General features: G+C 46.1%; 14 protein-coding genes. 10 read left to right on the top strand and 4 right to left on the bottom strand.

Features of this window, described 5'->3' with window-relative positions; all coding sequences use genetic code 11:
- Nucleotides 1–394 precede the first annotated feature (394 nt).
- The 3 genes from JJU34_RS01535 (at nucleotide 395) to JJU34_RS01525 (ending at nucleotide 2781) form a co-directional block, all read left to right on the top strand.
- The gene (locus JJU34_RS01535; protein WP_228690550.1) at nucleotides 395–1435 is read left to right on the top strand and encodes a Fic family protein; all 1041 of its coding nucleotides are present in this window, start codon (nucleotides 395–397) and stop codon (nucleotides 1433–1435) included.
- Nucleotides 1436–1669: 234 nt separating this feature from the next.
- On the top strand, nucleotides 1670–2260 hold the full coding sequence (locus tag JJU34_RS01530) for a hypothetical protein (RefSeq protein ID WP_228690549.1): 591 nt from the start codon (nucleotides 1670–1672) through the stop codon (nucleotides 2258–2260).
- Nucleotides 2261–2610: 350 nt separating this feature from the next.
- A complete protein-coding gene (locus tag JJU34_RS01525) occupies nucleotides 2611–2781 on the top strand; it encodes a hypothetical protein (RefSeq protein ID WP_228690548.1) in 171 nt (56 codons plus the stop codon).
- Nucleotides 2782–2966: 185 nt separating this feature from the next.
- Here JJU34_RS01525 and JJU34_RS01520 read toward each other — a convergent pair whose 3' ends face one another.
- Nucleotides 2967–5138 (bottom strand): carboxypeptidase-like regulatory domain-containing protein, encoded by a 2172-nt coding sequence (locus JJU34_RS01520; RefSeq protein WP_228690547.1) that lies wholly within the window; start codon nucleotides 5136–5138, stop codon nucleotides 2967–2969.
- Nucleotides 5139–5313: 175 nt separating this feature from the next.
- Between JJU34_RS01520 and JJU34_RS01515 the strand changes: the two genes are divergently transcribed.
- Together JJU34_RS01515 and JJU34_RS01510 are read left to right on the top strand one after the other, a co-directional pair.
- Complete coding sequence (locus JJU34_RS01515; protein WP_228690546.1) at nucleotides 5314–6180, top strand: phosphoenolpyruvate hydrolase family protein; 867 nt, start codon at nucleotides 5314–5316, stop codon at nucleotides 6178–6180.
- The gene (locus JJU34_RS01510; protein ID WP_228690545.1) at nucleotides 6170–6922 is read left to right on the top strand and encodes an AAC(3) family N-acetyltransferase; all 753 of its coding nucleotides are present in this window, start codon (nucleotides 6170–6172) and stop codon (nucleotides 6920–6922) included. The genes JJU34_RS01515 and JJU34_RS01510 overlap by 11 nt, the downstream gene beginning before the upstream one ends.
- Nucleotides 6923–7006: 84 nt before the next feature.
- Here JJU34_RS01510 and JJU34_RS01505 read toward each other — a convergent pair whose 3' ends face one another.
- Nucleotides 7007–7792, bottom strand: a complete 786-nt coding sequence (locus JJU34_RS01505; RefSeq protein WP_228690544.1) for an NIPSNAP family protein — start codon at nucleotides 7790–7792, stop codon at nucleotides 7007–7009.
- 119 nt (nucleotides 7793–7911) lie between these two features.
- Here JJU34_RS01505 and JJU34_RS01500 point away from each other — a divergent pair, with 119 nt between their 5' ends.
- From JJU34_RS01500 to JJU34_RS01485, 4 genes are all read left to right on the top strand, one after another.
- Nucleotides 7912–8193: a GH3 auxin-responsive promoter family protein gene (locus tag JJU34_RS01500; RefSeq protein WP_228690543.1), complete on the top strand. Its 282-nt coding sequence runs from the start codon at nucleotides 7912–7914 to the stop codon at nucleotides 8191–8193.
- Nucleotides 8194–8384: 191 nt separating this feature from the next.
- Nucleotides 8385–9332, top strand: a complete 948-nt coding sequence (locus JJU34_RS01495; protein WP_228690542.1) for a UDP-glucuronic acid decarboxylase family protein — start codon at nucleotides 8385–8387, stop codon at nucleotides 9330–9332.
- Nucleotides 9333–9794: 462 nt separating this feature from the next.
- Nucleotides 9795–10193, top strand: a complete 399-nt coding sequence (locus tag JJU34_RS01490) for a response regulator transcription factor (RefSeq protein ID WP_228690541.1) — start codon at nucleotides 9795–9797, stop codon at nucleotides 10191–10193.
- 6 nt (nucleotides 10194–10199) lie between these two features.
- Entirely contained in the window at nucleotides 10200–11393 is a 1194-nt protein-coding gene (locus JJU34_RS01485; protein ID WP_301005302.1) for a sugar transferase, read from the top strand.
- Here JJU34_RS01485 and JJU34_RS01480 read toward each other — a convergent pair.
- Nucleotides 11390–12625, bottom strand: a complete 1236-nt coding sequence (locus JJU34_RS01480) for a glycosyltransferase (protein ID WP_228690540.1) — start codon at nucleotides 12623–12625, stop codon at nucleotides 11390–11392. The two genes, JJU34_RS01485 and JJU34_RS01480, sit on opposite strands and share 4 nt — an antisense overlap.
- A gap of 86 nt (nucleotides 12626–12711) precedes the next feature.
- Here JJU34_RS01480 and JJU34_RS01475 point away from each other — a divergent pair, with 86 nt between their 5' ends.
- A complete protein-coding gene (locus JJU34_RS01475) occupies nucleotides 12712–13956 on the top strand; it encodes a glycosyltransferase (RefSeq protein WP_228690539.1) in 1245 nt (414 codons plus the stop codon).
- Nucleotides 13957–13966: 10 nt separating this feature from the next.
- Here the strand turns inward: JJU34_RS01475 and JJU34_RS01470 are convergent, their stop codons facing one another.
- The gene (locus JJU34_RS01470; RefSeq protein WP_228690538.1) at nucleotides 13967–16678 is read right to left on the bottom strand and encodes a phosphoenolpyruvate carboxylase; all 2712 of its coding nucleotides are present in this window, start codon (nucleotides 16676–16678) and stop codon (nucleotides 13967–13969) included.
- Nucleotides 16679–16703 lie beyond the last annotated feature (25 nt).

Genomic DNA, 16703 nt, shown 5'->3' with positions numbered 1-16703 from the left:
TTGAAGCTCCTGTAATGGGAGTAGAGCGAAGGGGTGAGCATACCATGTTTCGACTTCATTTACAACCTTGATTATTCAGGGGAGGATTTATGGAAAAGAAGCAGAACCACCGCTACCTAATGAAGCTAGCGCATTACCTTTCCCGTTTTTACGGGAGTTCCGTGGGAAGGTAGGGGTGAATTGGAAATCACGAACGCCGCTTAGAAATAATAAATACAGTGAGTAAATTCCCCTGCGTGACCCGATTAGTAGCCAGGCGAAACGAATCCACAACACGAAATCCGAACGACTGAAAGCAAGGACACTTTTCGTATCATAATCCTATCTAAACGTATCAAATCGTACTTGAAGTTTCAGATCATCATCGTATATTTGCGTATCGAATCGAATCAAATTGAAAAACATTGTATATAATTTTACGCTGGATATTGATTGGAAACTGATTAACTTAATCAGCAAAATAGACCGTTTTGATGCAAATTGGACAGCTATTGAGCGTAAAGAAGGACAAAGCCTCAAAGAGTTAAAAAGCATTGCCACTGTGCGAAGCGTAGGTGCTTCAAACCGTATTGAAGGCAACAGGATGAGCGATGAAGAAGTTGATGTGTTGCTTCATAAAATTGACATTTCCAATCTTACTGACAGAGATTCGCAGGAGGTAGTCGGATATTTTGAAGTATTGGACTTGATTTCGGAATCTTATGAAAATATCGGCGTTACCGAAAGCCATATCAAGTTTTTACACAACGGTTTGATGAAATACAGTGCCAAAGACCAATGGCACAAAGGCAATTATAAGGTGCATAGTAACGCAGTAGAAGCATCATTTCCTGACGGCACACGACAAATCATTTTTCAAACCACCCAAGCGGGATTTGCCACCGAAGACGCCATAAGGCATTTGATCCATTGGTATCATTCAGAAACGGAAGTGCACACGTTAATCAAAGTAGCATCTTTTGTTTATGATTTTTTGAGCGTTCACCCATTCCAAGATGGAAACGGTAGATTAAGCCGTTTGATTTCAACGCTTTTGCTGCTCAAAAATGGCTATAAATGGATACAATACGTGAGTTTTGAGCACGAAATTGAAAATCGAAAAAAAGAATATTATCAAGTTCTCAGAAGTTGTCAGGCGCAACGCCCAAACGAAGATGTAACCGAATGGATACTATTCTTTTTGAATTGCTTGGCAAATATTCAGTCACAACTGCTGACAAAATTGCAAAAAAGCGGTTCAGAGACACAACTTTCGCATAAAGAAAAATCAATTTATATAATTATCCAAAATCGTCCAAACATACAGTCGGGAGAAATCGCTGAAAAGTTGGCGATACCTGCACCAACTGTAAAACGCATTTTGTCAGAGTTGGTCAAAAAAGGACTAATTGAAAAACAAGGAAACGGACGAAATGTGAGTTATACGATAAATTAAAAATGAAATCTGAAAGAACAAATGACCCAACAAGTATTAAGAACGCCCAGCTACTAACATACAAGCCTCACGTCCTGACGCGTCAGGAGTTCTGTGGGAAGGTAGGGGTGAATTGGAAATCACGAACGCCGCTTATACATAATGAATACAGTGAGTAAATTCCCACGCCTGAACCGATTGGGTTGCAGATATAAAACTTTAGAAGTACTTTAGATTTTATTATACTCAAATACGATGTCAGATAATCAGTCCCTTTTAATCAGAGCGATAATTTACGGAACATTTATAATTGGACTTGGATTCGCATTGATAGGTGTATGGTTAGTTTATTTTGGAGCTAGTGGTGAAACTGAAATTTATTTCTTTGGCCAAAATTTTAAATCTGTTAATGTTGGGATTAGTGCAGTTTTCATAGGTGGCGCTATCATAGTTATTTTAATCAAGCGTGCATTTAAATCAATTGACCTAGGAATTAATAACTCTACTTTTAATAAAGATAGAACCGATGGGCTATCTGAAAAACAAACCCCATCGCTGAATATTATTACAGAACATAGAGAAAACTCTACTATCAATAAAGATAGAACCGATGGGCTATCTGAAAAACAAACCAGATTGCTGAATATTATTGCAGAACATAAAGAAAGAGGAATTTATACAATGCAATTAGAAAAAGAAGCTGGTTTAGGACTGAACCGTGAAGGTATTATTTATCGATGCAGGGATTTAGAAAGAAATGGCTATATAACCATCCAGGCATTAACTGATTTTCTTTACAAAATAACCAAAGAAGGTGAAGAATATTTAAAAGTAAATAAGTCATAAAATACGCAACCTATCGAGTAGACCGCCTCGCTAACCGTTAAGTTGACGAGGTGCAGCGCCTCTCACACCACATTCGCGTCTCGTCCTCCCCACAGCCCGGCCCTTTACTAAAATGATCCACCGAGGCGGATCATTTCTTAACGCTCGGCTCCTGTTCACTGAATTGTAGGTCACGATTTGAGGTAATAGGAAATCGAGCATCCAAAAAGCGAATTTCGGAGACTTTCGTGTGTCAAACATGCGAGATTCAATCCCGATAATCCGGGACAAGTTGTGGCCATTGAAAATATTAAAATATACATTATAGCATATATTAAGTAATCCTTGAGAATTATTTCGTACAAGAAGTTATGCAGCATTCAGCATCAAAAATTATAGGAAAACTTGTAATGCTTATAGGATTAGGTATGTGTGTATATGGAGGTGTAGTAAAAGAGGGTATTTTTGGCGCTATTGGCGGGCTGGTTACTCTATTAGGTAGATTTATAGACGAATATTTTGATGAGTGGTTTGGTTCATAGTGGTTTAAACACTGAAGTAACTATATAAAATGAGTATAGAATTATGAGGTAGGAAGGATTAATTTGAAAGTAAAAAAGAGCGACCAAACATCATTTAGCCCACTAGCGAAAAGCCCTGATTGATGCATTGATCTATCAGGGCTTTTTATGGATAGGGGTGGTTCAAGCTATTCTTAACTACCTAGCTATTTCGCCAGCGGATCAGGCCTCATTTGAAATTGATACACTTTACTGGTGGTGCCTTTTCCGCCTTCCATGTGAAATGGGGTGCGGGTACTGATGGTGGCCCAAAGGCCTCTACCTTTCCAGCCGGCGTCGGGGTCATCGATGCGTCCATCTACCCACTTGGTGTAAAACCCGAGCGGATAGGGAACCCTGAGAACTACCCACTCTCCGTCTTTGAGGACCAGAAGTCCCTCTGATTCGTTTCCGGTATTAATCGGGATATTTTCGCCTAGTCCAAAGGTGTTGAATTGGTCTACCCAGGTATAATAGCTGCCTTCGGCGCTTCCTTCATAGGTCACACCTTTCATTTGAGGAAGCGGCTCCACGAAAAATGTCCAGCCTTCGGGACAATGCTGACCGGTAGCATCCGGGCCAATAAGTGGTCCCTTGCACTTGCTCCGGTCAAAGCTAGCCATGTGACCGCTCGCAAGTGCTACCCAAGCTATGCCATTGCGGTCAATGTCCATGCCTCTTGGGGAAAAGCCCTTTACGGGTTCCCCCTCCGCATCTAAGGGCAGTTCAAAGTATTCCGTCAGGGCTGTTTCAGAAGGGTTATCTCCCGGTTCTATGCGAATCAATCCTCCGGGGTAGCCCAGCGTGGAACCCCACACGGATCCATCCGCGGCAGGCGAGACTGCATAGAGCCCCTTTGCAATGCGCTTATCTTTTTGCGGGTTAACGGGGTCGTTGGGTTCTACATAGTCATCCCGCCTACCGTTCCCGTTGGTGTCGAGGATCAAAGGCGTCCAGCCTTGGGAGGCAACCTCGTCGCCGGTTTCGTCAAATTTCTTCACGTCCAACCACCCTACTACTGGGCCGCCACCACTAGTCCAAAGGGTATTGTTTTCATCTTCGGCAAACATCAGGTGGTGGGTGCTGAAGCCGGTGCTGATATGGGTGTATTCTTTGGTGTCGGGATCGTAGACACCTAGATGCCTGCTGGCGCGGTCCATTGGAAAAACACGGGCAGAAGGGTGACTCGAGCCCTTTCGAAATACGTCGGGGTTTTCAGGAGGCCTTACCGCCGCTGTAATCCATACCCGGCCATTTTCATCAAACATCGGGTTATGCACATTTGCTTTGCTATTCCAGATTGGTTCGTCTCCCCAATAGGGCGAGGGGGCGGGCATTTCGGTTCCCGAAGCCGGTTTGGTGGCCTCGTCACGCACGGTAAGCGGCACCTGACTGATGGTGTGGTTCACCGGGTCGAGTACAGGGAGGTAATCTGCGCTGGCTTCCAGCGCGCCATAAATCAAGCCATACCCATTTACAGTGGGGTTTCGTCGGTCTGTGGTGACTAAGTCGTGAAGGTAGGCCTTGGGATCAGCCCAGTCCCATTGGGTGATCACCACGTTTCGTTCCAGCCCTTCGGGCCGTTTTGGCGTTTCTGGAAGCTCCCCCGCTGCTATTCGATCTGTCCAGTCGGCAAACATCTTCAGTACGCCTTCTTTGCCTAAATTTGCCACCGAGGAGACCATGTTCGCCCCAGCTTGTCCAGATCGTATCCGTCTTTCCCACGCATGCACGCCTGATTCAAAGCTTCCCAATGCTTCCGGGATATTTCTGGTTCCAAGGCCACCTAATTGATGGCAGGCTAGACAGGTACCGGATTTTACCTGCCAAAGGAAATGGGCCTGGCTTTTTATCTCCGGGGAGAGGCCATTTCCGTCGGGACCGGTTCCGGGAAATTGATTTTTATCCGGAACATGTAACAGGGCGTACCAATAGCCTGCCGGGTAATAGTAGGCTGCTGCGGCTTTGTCTGGCGCAAGCGTCGCCCTTAGGTTTTTGACAGTTCCGGGTTGGACGCGTATTTTTTCTGAATCCACCAGCCCATACCCCCGCACCCACACGTCATAGGTCGCATCCGGTAGTTCAGGGATAAGATACCGGCCCTCTTCGTCTGTGACCACGATTTTGGCAAATCGCGTGGGCAAATCATGGGTTTCAGCGATCACCCAGACCCCAGGTTCGGGGCCATCTGGACCGGTAACCTGTCCTTCGATGATGCCGCTGTCGGTTTTTCCGTCCTGTTGTTGGTTGGCGTTGCACGCTGCTAGCAGAAGTATGGCAACGAATGCGAGGGTGGGAGCATACGTTCGCACGGGGTAAAAAATGGCGGGGATCTTCATGTTTTTACTGGTTTGGTTGGGTATATTGCTGGTTTTCAAGTTAATGCTATTTTCGCTGAAATCAAATACATTCGATAGCTTTGTGCGTCGCAGGCAAGCGGATAGACAAACGCTTGAATCAACGTTAGATTTAGGGTAAATTGCGGTATCTTTTATTTAACCCAAGCAGAGGAATATGCCAAATCCATGGACAGGTAAGGGAAATCCTTACACGCGTAAAGAAGTACGTGAGCGGCTGAGAAGCACATTGAATAAGCAACAAGCCATTATAGCGGCGGGTGCCGGTACGGGTATCAGCGCGAAATTTATCGAAAAAGGTGGCGCGGATCTGATCATCATCTACAACTCCGGACGCTTCCGCATGTCAGGGCATGGGTCCACGGCGGGTTTGATGGCCTATGGTGACGCCAATGCGGTGGCCATGGAAATAGGTGAATTTGAGGTGCTACCAGTCGTGGAGGAGATTCCTGTCATCTGTGGTGTGCATGGATCAGATCCCCGCAGACGCATCTGGCATCATTTGCTCAAAGTGAAGGAAATGGGTTTTTCCGGTATCAACAATTTTCCCACGCATTCCATCGTAGATGGGCATTTCCGGCAGGTGTTGGAAGAGACCGGGATGGGCTTTGACAAGGAGGTGGAAATGGTCCGCATTGCTGACAAGATGGATTTGTTTTCCATCGTCTACGTGGCTAAGCCCGAGGAGGCCAGTCAAATGGCCGAGGCCGGTGCGGATGCCATCATTTCACATGTCGGTACCACCGTGGGGGGGTCTATTGGGGTTACAGGGGCGACTTGTAGTATGGAGGAAGCCATCGATAGGACGCAGGAAATCATTGATGCATGTAAAGAGATCAATCCCGAGCTTTTTTTTCTGTGCCATGGGGGACCTATCAACACGCCCGAGGATGTACGGGAGGTACTTTCCAAAACTACCGCCCACGGTTTTGTGGGAGCCTCGTCCCTGGAGCGCATGGGGGTAGAGCAATCCCTCACTGATCTCACCAGGTCCTTTAAATCCATTGGGTGGCATGGAGATTGACCAGCTTGTCGAAGATTTGCAGCGCTTAGGCGTTCGTGAAGGAGGTAGCCTCTTGGTTCATGCGTCCCTTCGGTCATTGGGGGAGTTCCCACAGCGGGCTCAACAGGTACTCGCTGCACTGAAGTCGGCGCTGGGGGCCTCAGGGACCCTGCTGATGCCGGCGTTGTCCTACAAGACAGTCACCCAAGAGCAGCCGATTTTTGACTTGAACGCTACGCCTTCCTGCGTAGGGGCGCTTTCAGAATATTTCCGAACCAATGGGGATGCCCTTCGAAGCATGCATCCAACCCACAGTGTCTGTGCGTGGGGAGCGGATGCCGCTTGGTTTGTGGAGGATCATTTGCAGGATCGAACACCGGTAGGCCCCCACTCACCCTTTTCCAAATTGCGGGAAGCGGGAGGCTATCTCTTGTTTTTGGGCTGTGGATTACGCCCAAACACCAGTATGCACGGGGTAGAGGAGGAGGTTATTCCCCCCTATTTGTTTGGATCCGAACGGGAATATTCGCTGATTTTTTCAGATGGAACAGTTCAGGAGAAGCGTTATTTGCCGCATGATTTTTCAGGTTACGAGCAGCGTTATGACCGCTTGGCCCATTTGTTGGACGAGGGGGAGCTGCGTTTTGGAAAGGTACTGCGCGCGGACAGCTACTTGCTTAGCGCAAAAGCAGTATGGGAAAAGGGGCTGGAAGCTTTAAAGCGTGACCGTTTGTACTTTGTCGATAAAATCACGGTCCATTGATCGGTGTGCCAAGGAAAAACCTTCGTCTAAAAAATGGAAGAGGAAGCTACCAGAAACGGGGTAGCTTCCTCTTCAATAATCTGCTTATAGGTCTGAGTAGTCGGTAGGGTACAACAGACGGGTATCGTTTTTGGATACCGTATTCCGGTATTCCTCCAGGTCTTTCATGGCCTCCCAGTCGGGATCTACGCGAAACGCATCCCATCCAGCATTGCGGGCTTCCATATTTTCAAAGGTGGTCATGTACATTAGGTTGGGCATGTTGGCACCTGCGAGCGTTTCTGCATAAAACACCGGGTTGAACTTCAGCTTATCAAAGATATCAATTTCTCCGGAGTTAAACATTTTGACTTTTTGTTGATACAGTCGCTCCGTTGCAGCTTCGTAGCTTCTCAACTCATAGATGCGGTCTTTTTTAGGGCCGGTCACGCCGGAAGCTTTGTAGCGAGGAGCGCCCGTGAATGCCTGCATCAGCGCCACTTCCATGCGTTTGTAGGGAGCCTTGTCGTGTGCAGCCTGAATGTATTCCCTTCCGGCAGACTGGTACGCTTGGTCCTTTGCCAGCTTTCCGGGCAACGAAAAATAGCTCTTGGAATTCGGGTAGGGGATAAACACGTACACTTTCTTGCCCGCGTCGGGCTGGGAGGCTATGGGTTTGAATACCCCCACTTCCTTGATGCCATGGCGGTGGGCCGCGGGTAGGAAGGCATTCTTCAGGTAGCTGTCAATCATTTTTTCCTGAGCCTCGCTTTCTATGTGATAAATTCTAAGTTCATACAGATCCCTCTTTCCATCTTGGGCGAGGGCCGAAGAAGTTAGCGTAACCGCAACAAAGAGGCAAACGGATGTGACTAGGTAGGTAATGTTCATGTTGTTTTTTTGTTTTTGATTAAAAGAGGTTTACTTGTTTACGTAAAAGTAGTGGATTATACGCGAATAGTTGTCTTCTTTACACCAATGGGTAAAAAATAGGGCCGATTTGCCCCAATTTGACAAAACTCCGAGGGGGCTATCGTAAAGGTGAAATCGAAGAGCAGGTTCTATTAACGAAAATAGACGAATGTCTCCAGGTTCTCAATGATGATTACAAGGTGGAGCGTATGCATGCCCTGAGAGAAGTGAGGATAAGCATCGTTTCTCCTTCACTTTTTTACGGATGGTTAAAGGCGCAAGGTAAAGAAGGGGGGCAAAACAGATTTCCAAGGGTATTAAAAGGAGACAAGATACAGAACTGGCTGGAATTCCTCAGATCCAATGGAACGGAAGTATAAGACACTGTCTCTACAAATTGAACAATATGCCTACATGGAAGTCTGCCAAAAAGTGATGGTGTAGAAATTTAAGCAGTAAAAATTAGCGTATATTTTTAATTTATCCATATTTTTATGTTTTGGAATAACGAACATTCAAGAGTTGATTTTATTGGGTAATTTGTTGATAATCATTTTATAGGTTTAGAATTATGAAAAGAATTTTAGTTACCGGTGGAGCCGGTTTTTTGGGAAGCCACCTCTGCGATGTACTGTTAAATGAAGGAAATGAGGTGTTGTGTGCGGATAATCTTTTTACAGGCAGACGGAAAAATATCCATCACTTGCTGGAAAACAAGAATTTTGAGTTTTTGAGGCACGATGTGACGATGCCATTGTATGTGGAAGTGGATGAGATTTATAACTTAGCGTGTCCGGCAAGCCCGATCCACTATCAGTTTGATCCGGTTCAGACTACCAAGACCAGCGTGATTGGTGCAATTAACATGTTGGGGTTAGCCAAGCGCTTAAAAATTAAGATCTTGCAGGCTTCTACCAGTGAAGTATATGGTGACCCAGAAATTCATCCTCAGCCCGAGTCGTATAAGGGAAGTGTGAGTGTCACCGGTCCCCGGGCCTGTTACGACGAAGGGAAGCGTTGCGCGGAAACCTTGTTTTTTGATTATAACCGCCAACATAAGTTGAAAATTAAGGTGATGCGTATTTTCAATACTTACGGACCGCGCATGAATCCATACGATGGAAGGGTAGTAAGTAATTTTATCGTTCAGGCGCTTAAAGGAGAGGATATTACCATTTTTGGAGACGGTACCCAGACAAGAAGCTTTTGTTACGTAGATGACTTGATATCCGGAATGTATAAGCTAATGAATAGTAGGGATGGGTTTACGGGACCGGTGAATATCGGCAATCCGGTGGAATTTACCATGCTTGAGCTCGCTGAGAATGTGTTAGACCTTACCGGTTCAAAAAGCAAATTAAAGTTTTTGCCCCTGCCCCAAGACGACCCGATGCAGCGTAGGCCGGTGATCGATTTGGCCAAAAAGGAGTTGGATTGGGAACCAAAAATCCAATTGCGCCAAGGGCTGGAAAAAACCATCACGTATTTTGACAAAGAGCTAGTAGATTTGGATGGGTGATATTTGCTAGACGAAAGAAAAAAATACCGAGCCTGAAAAATGCTTGGTATTTTTTTTACCCGAATAAATACGCCAAAATGCTATTTGAATATACTTATTTGATATTTATACGTTTTGGTACCAAGAAGCTTTATTTTAGTAGTTATTTTTTTAGTATTTCCCTGTAGATAAAATGCTTTTATTCTGTTGTTTTTGTGTTTGAATAGTATATTAGTAGCAAAATTAGCAGCTTTGCATTTATCACCTATATTGAAACACAACGAATCTGCCTGAGGCAGACAGGGATGACATCTGAATCGCACCGAATGGCATATGACTTGATGCCTAACTTGTCACCGAGCTGCGGAATGAATTAAACAATTATAGACATATGAAATCGAGCATGACGCAAGCAACACACGTAGGAACGATTGTAATACGTGCGAGATTCCATCTGACCGTTAAAGAACAAATTATAAACACATGAAAGGGCCCCTAAACATACTCGCCATTGACGACGAACCCTCCGTTTTGTTGATCATACAGCATTACTTTAAGGAAAAATTTCAGGTAAAGGTCCTCAATAAGCCTGCCGATGCGATTACGTGGATGCAGGAGGGAAACCTTCCAGACATCATCATTTGTGACTTAAATATGCCCGAAATCAGCGGGGAGGAGTTTATTGTTTTTCTTAGATCTTCTGGTTTTTTCTCTACTATTCCCGTGATAATGCTCTCGGCTACCGAGTCTTCTGAAAAGAAGATTGCGATTTTAAATGCGGGTGCGGATGATTTTATGGTCAAACCATTCAATCCCAAAGAGTTGGAGGCCCGCATTAACTCCATTTTGAGGAGGTTGGGTAAATTGGAGTATCTACAGTAGCTACATATGGATAATTCTAAGCCAGTGATGGCCTTGATTTCCTCCGATTCCGTGGTGTCGGGGCAAATTATTGGAGTGTTGGAAGAAAGCTATGAGATCATCCATTTTACCAACGGTATTTTTTTTTACAACTCCCTGACAAAAGATAAACGAGACTATACCTTTGTACTAAGTGTATCGGCAATAAGGGATGTGCATGGCATCGCATTAAGGAAGACGATGATCGATTTGGGATACAGCAATACTCCTTTTTTCTTGGTAGTTGACGAAATCAAACCAGATACCGTGAAAGATGCGCTAAAAGGCGGTGTCACAGATCTTTTTGATTTGCCGCTTAAAAAGAAAAGACTGAAGAGTAGATTGGATTTCCAAGTCAGCCATCCAGTTTTGAACAACAGCAAGCGGGAGATTCATATGGACCCACGTTTGAAACCCTATAAGATTCCTTTTATTAAGCGTTTGGTTGATATTCTAGCTTCCGGCACTGCATTGCTGTTGCTGTCTCCCCTGTTTTTGATAATAGGTATTCTGATCAAGTTGGAGTCCAAAGGTCCGGTATTTTATTACTCCTATCGGGTAGGCACCGGGTATACGATTTTTAAGTTTTACAAGCTCCGATCCATGCAAACGGATGCGGATGCGAAATTGAAAAATTTGAAGCACCTGAATCAATATACCATTGCCCAGCATAGTAAAGATGCCCCTGAGGCAGATGTGAAGGAAATCTGCGAATTTTGCGAGCAGGCAGGCGGAGGTTGCATGCAGCCGCTGTACGATGACAAGAAGGTGGTCTGTGAACGGCTATATATGGCCAAAAAACATACCAATAAAGAAGCTGCTTTTATTAAGATCAAGGATGATCCAAGGATCACCAAAATTGGTAAGTTTATCCGAAATACCAGTATTGACGAGCTTCCCCAACTTTGGAACGTACTGAAGGGAGACATGTCCTTGGTAGGCAACCGTCCCCTTCCGCTTTATGAGGCCGAAAAAATCACCACAGATCGGTATGCGCTGCGGTTTTTGGGGCCGGCAGGTATTACAGGATTGTGGCAGGTAGAGAAAAGAGGGCGAGGCGAAATGTCCGAAGAAGAGCGCTTGAGCATGGACAACGACTACGTCAAAAACTTCAGTGTTTGGTTCGATATCAAGATTATTCTTCGTACGATCCCGGCGTTATTCCAGAGCGAAAACGTTTAATCGCGGACTTTATTTGTAGTAGCTTTTTCGGCCATTTCCCAAATTTGTGCTACGCGGTTTTCCCAAGTGTTCTCAGCGGCTACCTGATGCCTTGCTGCTTGCTTTTCGGGATTATCAGAATTTATCTCCTCGCCAATCGATTCCGCGAATTTATCAGGATCCTCCTCCAGCCGTATCACCGTACCAAAGGCTTTGATATCCTCTGAAAAAGGAGTAGCTACGATGGGTTTGCCGGATGCCAAGTATTCGTTGATTTTTAAGGGATAGATACTTTTGGTGACCTCGTTGATCAAAAAGGGGAGGATCAGCACATCAAAATGGGCGAGGTAGTCGGGAAGTAGCTCGATAGGCTTAGGCCCCAAAAAATACAGGTTGGGTATCGCGTCCAAGTCGATGTCAGTACTAGACCAATGGTTTCTGGGTCCAATCATCACAACCGACTTATCTGCATGCCTGGTACAAATTTTTGCCAGCAAGTCGTAATTTGACCGGTGGCAGATGTTTCCGGTATACCCAATGAGGGGTCGAGGGATACCCTCCAAGTCATTCGGAACAGGAATTTGGGCTAAATATGCCCGTCTGAAGGTCTCGAAATCGGCTGCATTGGGAAGGTAATTAACGGGTCTTCCGGAAAGCATGGTTAAATCAGCCTGCAGCTGCCTGGAGGTGACTATGCTCAGGTCCGCATGGCGTATGGCCTGAACTTCCGCAGGGGCACCATGCTTGCGCAAGTAGGGTTCCAGTGCACGGATATTGTCTCGGGACTGATAGATGAAATATGCTGGCTCAAAACCCCTTGGTAGCTTGGAGAGGTAGAGCGGGTTGAAGGAATTGAAAAAGATAAAATCGCCCAAACATAGCAAATTTAATGCCTGCTTGATGCCGGAGGCCAGGATGCGGTCGTTGACCCCGGCGAGAAAACGGTACACAATTCCTTCAGGTAGCCAGTTGACAGGAATCATCAGCCGAGGGGTCAGCGCAAACAAATGTTCACCAAAGGCCTTTAAAGGTTTCAACTGATTCCTACCCCACCAAAGGGCGCTCTTACGTTGTCTGACAGAATCTTTTTTCCGTTCGCGAAAATAATCGAGTAGGGTATAGGGATAATCGACGTAGATAACCGGTTGATTTTTGGAGAAGGTTTTGGCAAGGGACCACGCAGCGGAGGAAAAATCACCGTCCCAACGGGACATACTGATCATGACGATTGGAAGCTGTCTAAGATTTGGCATAAAAGGCAAAAATAGTAAATGGAATTATCGAATTAGCTTCAATAATATGGTAAATTTACTAAATAAACCATCAAAATTTTAGCGTTTTGAGTATACTGATAGCCCTCTCCCTACTTTGCGGATTTTACCTCGTATTCCCCTTTGCCATTTCCTTGGTTTCAGTGTTTATTGCAGATGAGGTGACACCTGATGATGAGGCAACGCCTAGTAGTAACTTTGCCTGTATTATCACGGCTTACAAGGATTTGGACATTGCCTGGCCGTTGGTGCGGTCCTTGCTTTCGCAGCGGTATCCACATTTTCACGTGTATTTGGTTGCAGACGTAGTGGAAAATCCAACCGCACAGCTTTTCGATTCTCATTTTAGTTTGCTCATACCACCGGTTCCGTTACACAGTAAGGTGGCGTCTCTAGACTATGCGTTAACGCATTTGGCAGAAGGGCACTCGCATGTAGTGGTATTCGATCCGGATAACTTGGTGCCTGATCATTTCCTCTCGGTTCTGGATCGCTACCACCAGGCCGGATTTGACCTGGTTCAAGGGAAGCGAATAGCCAAAAACATAGATACCACGTACGCAGCATTGGATGCGCTGGGTGAATATTACTACGATTATGCCGTTAGGAAAGCACTATATCAACTGGGTTCCTCTTCAACCATCGCGGGTTCGGGCATGTCCGTTCGGTTGGACCTATACCAAGATAATATTGCCAGAGAAATGGAGGAATTTAAGGAGAAAGGTGTGGTGGTATCGGAAGACAAGTCCCTGCAGCTTCAGATGGTGAGCAATGGGTTTCGTATCGCCTATGCTGGTGCAGCGATTATTTTTGACGAGAAAATCAGTGCAGCGCATCAGATAGGAAAGCAGCGTGGACGTTGGCTTAACAGCTATTTTCGGCACAGCCTGCAGGCGTTGGTTGCTTTTGGCAAAGGAGTCATGCGGGCAGATTGGAACGCCATGTTATTTTCGGTGGCTGTGCTGATGCCTCCGATGGTGGTGTTGATGGCACTAACGTTCTTCTTGATGGTGTTGGGTCTGATCGTTAAACCGGTGTTGTCATTAGCGTTGTTAGCTGCTGCCATTACTTTCGTAATGGGATTTTTGGGGATTTTGGTGTTGAATAGAGCTCCTAGGCCTGTGCGGCGTGCCATCCCACAGATACCCCTGTTTGTCATGGGTCAAATCTCTGGCTTTCTTAAGATTAAAAAAGCCAACAAGGATTTTATGGCCACCGAGCATTCGTACTTAGTGGAAATAGACGATGTGTGGGCAGCCCGAAAACGTGAATTCAGGTATTTGTCCCATTGGTGGACCGGTCGGGAAGCCTAAGCAGATCGTTTTATCCTGTGTTTTTTAGCCCATTAGAAAGCGCTGTGGTGATCTCCAATATGCGGGTAACCAGCACTTCGTCGCTGACTGAAGAATCACTCTTTTTGTGCCGCCATTCCTTCAGGAAATGAATTTGCATTTTGTGGAGCACCCGAAGGGCTAGGGCTCTTCGCTGCATGCTATGCAGTTGACTCTGTCGTCGGATTTCTCTGGGCTTGGTGAATAGCAGATCCAATTCTGTCAAACACCTTCGGTGTTCCTCCAGAATGTTGGACATCATTTCGTTGCGTACCGTTTCGTCTTTGACCATATCTGCATATTCGGTCATCAACTGGGTGTCGGCCGTCATCACGTTGGTTTCCAGTTGTATGAGGATGTACCGAAGAAAAGGCCAAGATTCCGTACACGTTTTCAAGGCGGCGTATTGGTCCGGGTCTGAAATCCGTAGCGTTTCCATCCCTTTGCCTAATCCATACCAGCCGGTAAGGTTGAACCTGGATTGACTCCAACTGAAAACCCATGGAATAGCCCTCAAGTCAGCCAAAGTGCGTGTTCCTGTTCTACGGGAAGGCCTGGATCCGATTTTACTCAACTCGAGCACATCGATGGGCGTGGCTTCACTGTAAAAAGCCAAAAAGGAGGGATGTTTGATCAAGTCCGTGTAGTGATTGTGGGCATATCCCGTCAGTTTTTTCATGGCTGATTCGGGATACTCCTCCGGTGCCGGAGGATAAACCGTCAGGCCAGTTTGAAGGGCCACCCCAGAAAGCAACATTTCCAAGTTGTAGGTCCCATTTAGGAGGTTTGCAAATTGCTGGGCGATCGTTTCGCCCTGAACCGTTAATTTCATACTGCCATCCATGCTTCCGGGGGGCATGCTCTCCAAGAAACGGTGGTATTTACCACCTCCCCGACTAATGGTTCCGCCTATGCCATGAAAAAAACAAAGTTTAACCCCATGCTTTTTACCGAGCTGTGATAGTTTTTTTTCTGTGGTAAATATCTGCCACCGGCTGCTGACGATTCCCCCGTCCTTGTTACTGTCGCTATATCCTAACATGACCTCCTGCACATTGGATAAGGTCTCCAATTTTTCACGATGCAGCGGGTGCTGGAGAAACGCCTCCATTACTTCTTCGGATCGGTTTAGATCATCGATGGTCTCAAATAGGGGGACGATCCGAAAGGCATGTTCGCTGAGTCCAACCTCCCTTAAGAAAAGGTAGATGGTCAACAGATCGCTCAGCGTTCTGGTCATACTGATGATAAACGAGCCGATACCCTTTGTTCCATACTTAGAGACATGCTGAAAAATAACCCGATAGCAGTCCAACACCTTATCTGCTTCCGGGCCAAAGGACCTACCGGATACGGCAAAGGGTCTTTCGTTTTTTAACTCTTCGTTTATCCACGCTACGCGCTCAGATTCGTTCCATTCCCGGTAGGGTTTTCGGTTTGGCAATACCTTGGCTAGGATTTGCTCTATCGCTTTTTCGTGGAACTCGCTGTTCTGTCGAATGTCCAATTTGGCCAGATGAAACCCGAAACTGAGGACCTGTCGTTCCAACGGGAACAACACGTCTCTAACGACACGTTGCGCATTGATGCTTTCAAGGCTTTTTCGCAAAACCGCCAGATCTTCTAGTAATTCCTCAGGATCCCGATAAAAGAAAGCGGCGGAATCCCACCCTTCAGATTGGGTGTTGTTCAGTGCAAGGACCATGAGGTTTACAAATTGTCGCCAGGGTTCGTACGGATTTCGAGTTACTGCCTGCTCACCCAATGCCCCGCTTTTTTTGAGCTTGGAAGAAATGGCATTTTCCAATATCCAGGGTACGGGATTCCTTATTTCCGAATAACTCAGGTTGCCTCCCAGTTGGACCAATCCCTTTTCCAGTAATTGAAGGGCCTGCTGTCGGTGGGCTGTGAGGGTTTCGGCCGTAATTGAGGCGGTTACGTAGGGATGCCCATCCCGGTCGCCTCCCACCCAACTGCCAAATTGCAGCCTTGGAAAGGTCCGTGCATTCAGCAAGGGCCCTGGATCAAACCCCATTTCCTCCCAACTTTGGAGAAGCTGTTTGTCTGTTTTATGAAGGGCTTTCGGAAAAACCTTGTTGAAGTAATGCATCACATTTTTCCGCTCCATCGCTACGGTCGGCTTCTCCAGCGACACCTCACCGGTACGCCACCAACGCTCAATCAATCCCTGAATCTCCTCTTTAATTTGGTTCTTCTCAGGTGCAGTCCAGTTTTGGTTTTCCCGCTTTACCAGAAGCAGGTAGAGTTCTCGATGCAGGTCCAGCACCGACACGCGTTTGGCTTCGGTTGGGTGTGCTGTAAGTACCGGAGTGACATGTATATGGCTTAGGATGGCAAGCATCTGCTCTTCGGTAAGGCCTTGTTTCTTCCATCGGTTTAGCGTTTCGCCCCATGAACCTCTAATGGAAGCCGTTCCTCCTTCGTTGATGATTTTTCGACGAAATTGAACAGCCGCATTTTCTTCTACCAGATTCATTAGCTGTAGGTAGATGCTGAGAAGCTGCACATGTTTTTCCTTTAAATCTCCAATCATCAAACTTTCTTGGAACTCACCCGATTCCAGAAAATCCGCCAACTCGCTTTCTTGCAAGTCATTGAGTACCTCCGTGAAGCAGGCACGTAAAAAATCCATGTCTTGGTTGATTTTCTCAAAAAGGTTGGTCAGTACGATAGGTTGGTTCATGATTTTTCGTGATTATTTGTGAAGC

The organism is Lunatimonas sp., assembly GCF_020832325.1.
GTDB lineage: Bacteria > Bacteroidota > Bacteroidia > Cytophagales > Cyclobacteriaceae > Lunatimonas.
Note: the sequence above shows the minus strand (reverse complement) of the source record. Positions and strands in the feature narration are given on the sequence as shown.